This window comes from Streptomyces odonnellii (assembly GCF_000981895.1).
GTDB classification, from domain to species: Bacteria; Actinomycetota; Actinomycetes; order Streptomycetales; family Streptomycetaceae; genus Streptomyces; species Streptomyces odonnellii.
The window spans coordinates 1-4069 of record NZ_LATD01000603.1 but is presented as its reverse complement, the minus strand read 5'-3'; the positions used below and the strand labels follow the sequence as shown (position 1 = coordinate 4069).

General features: G+C 73.2%; 5 protein-coding genes. All 5 read right to left on the bottom strand.

Translation table 11 applies throughout. From position 1 onward, the window contains the following. Nucleotides 1-482: 482 nt before the first annotated feature. Nucleotides 483-1433, bottom strand: a complete 951-nt coding sequence (locus tag WH07_RS35550; protein WP_046509350.1) for a PLP-dependent cysteine synthase family protein — start codon at nt 1431-1433, stop codon at nt 483-485. Next, the gene (locus WH07_RS35545) at nt 1433-1735 is read right to left on the bottom strand and encodes a MoaD/ThiS family protein (RefSeq protein WP_046509348.1); all 303 of its coding nucleotides are present in this window, start codon (nt 1733-1735) and stop codon (nt 1433-1435) included. Before WH07_RS35545 ends, WH07_RS35550 begins: the two co-directional genes overlap by 1 nt. 110 nt (nt 1736-1845) lie before the next feature. Then, a complete protein-coding gene (locus WH07_RS41635; protein WP_302185332.1) occupies nt 1846-1980 on the bottom strand; it encodes a putative leader peptide in 135 nt (44 codons plus the stop codon). Between the two features lie 164 nt (nt 1981-2144). Continuing rightward, nucleotides 2145-2963 carry an ABC transporter ATP-binding protein gene (locus WH07_RS35540; protein ID WP_079023826.1) on the bottom strand — a complete coding sequence of 273 codons (819 nt, stop codon included), beginning with the start codon at nt 2961-2963 and terminating at the stop codon, nt 2145-2147. Continuing rightward, nucleotides 2960-3961, bottom strand: a complete 1002-nt coding sequence (locus tag WH07_RS35535; RefSeq protein WP_046509352.1) for a FecCD family ABC transporter permease — start codon at nt 3959-3961, stop codon at nt 2960-2962. The genes WH07_RS35540 and WH07_RS35535 overlap by 4 nt, the downstream gene beginning before the upstream one ends. Nucleotides 3962-4069 lie beyond the last annotated feature (108 nt).

The following is a 4069-nucleotide window of genomic DNA, read 5'->3' as shown; positions in this document are numbered from 1 at the left end:
CATGGAGCGTGAACCTCCGTGGCGTGGAAGGGGGGCGACGGGGGTTGTGCGGTTTGTCGAGCGTAAAGCGCGAAAGGGCTGGTCGCTCCTCCACGACGGTCCGTTGTGGGAGAACTCACCTGCGCTGTCACCGGTTCGGATGGACTGCCACGGCGGGGTCTTGCGTTGCCGGAGGGGGTCCGGGGAGCGCCTGGAGAAGCCCTGGAGACGGCTGCGGCCCCCGGCCCGAGTCGGGCGGGGGGCCGGGGGTGCGATCCGGTACGGCGTGTACGGGGCGGGGGTACGGGCACGGCGCCGGGCCCTGGGACCCACCCGGGGTGTTCCGGCCACGGGCGCCGGAGGCCCGGACGGAGCCCGCCGGTCCGGAGGCCCAGACCCGGAGCCCCGGACTCGAAGGCCCGGACCGGCGCACCGCGCGCTCTCACACGTCGCGTGTCACCTCACACGTCGCGCGCGCGTCACCGCGCCACTGCGTCACCCGGTTACGCCCAGAGCTGGCCGTGCAGGGTCTCGATGGCCTCTTCCGTGGTGGCCGCCGTGTAGACGCCCGTGGACAGATATTTCCAGCCGCCGTCCGCGACGACGAAGACGATGTCCGCGCTCTCGCCCGCCTTGACCGCCTTGCGGCCGACCCCGATCGCCGCGTGCAGCGCCGCGCCGGTCGAGACGCCCGCGAAGATGCCCTCCTGCTGGAGCAGTTCACGGGTACGGGCGACCGCGTCGGCCGAGCCGACGGAGAAGCGGGTGGTGAGGACGGACGCGTCGTACAGCTCGGGCACGAAGCCCTCGTCCAGGTTGCGCAGCCCGTACACGAGGTCGTCGTAGCGCGGCTCCGCGGCGACGATCTTGATGTCGGGCTTCTGCTCTCGCAGGAACCGCCCGACGCCCATCAGCGTGCCCGTCGTGCCGAGCCCCGCCACGAAGTGCGTGACGGACGGCAGGTCGGCGAGGATCTCGGGCCCGGTGGTGGCGTAGTGCGCGCCCGCGTTGTCGGGATTGCCGTACTGGTACAGCATCACCCAGTCCGGATTCCCGGCCGCCAGCTCCTTGGCCACCCGTACCGCCGTGTTGGAGCCGCCCGCCGCCGGGGACGAGATGATCTGCGCGCCCCACATCGTCAGCAGGTCGCGCCGCTCCTGGGAGGTGTTCTCCGGCATGACGCAGACGATGCGGTAGCCCTTGAGGCGGGCTGCCATGGCGAGCGAGATACCGGTGTTGCCGCTGGTGGGCTCCAGGATGGTGCAGCCCGGGGTGAGCCGCCCGTCCTTCTCGGCCTGCTCGACCATGTGCAGGGCGGGCCGGTCCTTGACGGATCCGGTGGGGTTGCGGTCCTCCAGCTTGGCCCAGATCCGTACGTCGTCCGACGGGGACAGCCTGGGGAGCCGTACCAGGGGCGTGTTGCCGACCGCCGCCAGCGGGGAGTCGTACCGCATCAGGCCGGGTTCGATTCGAGCGCCCCGCCGGCCACCGCCGGGAGGATCGTGACGCTGTCGCCGTCCGCGAGCTTGGTGGCGACCCCGTCGAGGAAGCGGACGTCCTCGTCGTTGAGGTAGACGTTCACGAAGCGGCGGAGCTGGTCGCCCGCCGCGGGGTCGATGAGCCGCTCCCGGATGCCGGCGTGCCGGGTTTCGAGGTCGGTGAACAGCTCGGAGAGCGTGTCGCCGGTGCCCTCGACGGCCTTCGCGCCGTCGGTGTAGGTGCGGAGGATGGTCGGGATGCGGACCTCGATGGCCATGGCGTGGGCTCCTGTCGGGAGATGGCGTGACGGGCGCGCGGCTCGGGCCCCCGCGCGAGGGGGTGATGCGGTACGGGACGGGTACGGCGGGCGGCGCTCGCGGCCGTCGCTCAGCCTGCGCGGCCGGCGGAAAGGACCGCGCCGCCCGGACAGATGGCGCTGGCGAGGCGGCACAGGTCGACGTGCAGCCGCGCGACGAGCAGCGGGGTGCTCGGCGTCTTGTCGCTCACGTCATGGAAAACCATGGGTTCATCGTATCGATTCCCGGTCCGCGGCCCGGCATGTGATCTCGTATGGCGGACCAAGGACGTTCGTCACGTGGACGACAGTCCTGGACAGGTGGACTTCGGTCCTGAACACGTGGACGGCGGGCCTGGAAGCGTGCGGAGCCGGGAGCGCGGGGCGGGAGCTACGGGAGGTAGACGACGGTGGGGGCGCCGGTGACCGGGTGGGTGTTGATCTCCGCTCTCACTCCGTACACCTCCGCGAGCAGCTCGGGGGTCAGCACGGAGCGCGGCGGGCCCGAGGCGACGGTCCGGCCGTCCTGGAGGACATGGATGCGGTCGCAGTAGTAGGCGGCCAGGTTCAGATCGTGCAGGGCGAGCAGATTGGTGGTGCCCGAGCGGCTGATCAGGGTCAGGACATCGAGCTGGTGGCGGATGTCCAGGTGGTTGGTCGGTTCGTCCAGTACGAGCAGGGCCGGCCGCTGCACCAGGGCGCGGGCGATGAGCGCGCGCTGCCGCTCGCCGCCGGAGAGGGACGGGAAGGCCCGGTCGGCGAGCGGGGCGATACCGACCCGGTCGAGGGCGGCGGTGGCGAGTGCGGTGTCGGCGGCGGTGTCGGCCTCCCAGAAGCGCTTGTGGGGCGAGCGGCCCATGGCGACGACTTCGCGGACGGTCAGCTCGAAGTCGACCCCGCCGTCCTGCGGGACGGCGGCGACGCGGCGTGCCCTGGCCTTGGGGGACATCGTGTGCAGGTCGTCGCCGTCGAGGAGGGCGCGTCCGGCCGTGGGGCGGAGCGTTCCGTACACGCAGCGAAGCAGGGTGGTCTTGCCGCTGCCGTTGGGGCCGACGAGTCCGACGGTCTCGCCGGGGGCGGCGGTCAGTTCGACGCGGTCGACGAGAAGGCGGCCGTCGGTTTCGTACGAGAGCGCTTCGACGCGCAGTTCGGCGGCGGGGGCCGGGGCGGACGGTCGGCCCGGGGTGCGGGTGCTCGTACGGTCGCTCATTCCGGGGCTCCTTCCGGACGGCGGCGCATCAGCCACAGGAACACCGGGCCGCCGATGAGCGCGGTCAGCACGCCGACCGGGATGTCCTGGGGCGCGGCGAGGGTACGGGCCGCGAGGTCGGCGACGACCAGCGCGACCGCCCCGGCCAGCGCGGCGACCGGCAGCAGTGCCCGGTGCCCGGCGCCGACGGCCATCCGCGCGGCGTGCGGCACCAGCAGTCCGATGAAGCCGACCGCGCCGCTCGCGGCGACCATCACGGCGGTGACCAGGGAAGCGAGTACGAAGACCGCGGCCCGGAAACGCGAGGTGTCGAGACCGAGGACGGTCGCGCCCTCCTCCCCGGCCAGCAGCAGATCGAGCGGCCTGGCCAGCGCCATGAGCAGGGCGGTGCCCGCGACGAGGGCGACGGCGGGCGGTACGAGCGTGGCCCACCGGGCACTGCCGAGGCCGCCCAGCGACCAGAAGAGGGCCTCCTGGAAGTGCTCGGGCCTGGCGGAGACGACCAGGATCAGAGTGGTCAGCGCGGAGAGGATGTACGAGACGGCCACCCCGGCGAGGACGAGCCCGCCCCCGCTCATCGTCGGGCCGCGCCGGGCCAGCCCGTACACGAGCGCCAGCGCGAGCAGCGATCCGGCGAAGGCGGCGGCCGGCATGGCGACGGTGGTGGTCACCCCGCCGCCGATGCCCAGCACGAGGACCAGCACGGCACCAGTGGAGGCGCCGGAGGAGATCCCGAGGAGGAACGGGTCGGCGAGGCGGTTCCGTACGAGCGCCTGGAGGACGGTCCCGACAACGGCCAGCCCGCCCCCGACCACGGCCCCCAGCAGCACCCTCGGCAGCCGCACATCGAGCACGATGGTCCGGAACGGGCCGGGCTCCGCGCGTCCGGTGAGGACCTCGATCACCTGCCTGGGCGGAATCCACACGGAGCCGAGGGCGAGCCCGGCGACGACGGCCGCGGCGAGCGCAAGGGTGAGGAAGCCGAGGGCGAGGGGCAGTGGCGGCCTGCCTCTGGGCTGCCGCCGGGCCCCGGGTTGCGGCCGGAAGGGGGCCGGGGGCGTAGGCGAGTGCGAGGACCGCGGGGCGGTTCCGGCGGGGCCCTGGGG

Coding starts and splice junctions, on each gene's coding strand:
- WH07_RS35550 (WP_046509350.1), bottom strand. CDS start 1,433: ATGCGGTACGACTCCCCGCTGGCGGCGGTCGGCAACACGCCCCTGGTA.
- WH07_RS35545 (WP_046509348.1), bottom strand. CDS start 1,735: ATGGCCATCGAGGTCCGCATCCCGACCATCCTCCGCACCTACACCGAC.
- WH07_RS41635 (WP_302185332.1), bottom strand. CDS start 1,980: ATGGTTTTCCATGACGTGAGCGACAAGACGCCGAGCACCCCGCTGCTC.
- WH07_RS35540 (WP_079023826.1), bottom strand. CDS start 2,963: ATGAGCGACCGTACGAGCACCCGCACCCCGGGCCGACCGTCCGCCCCG.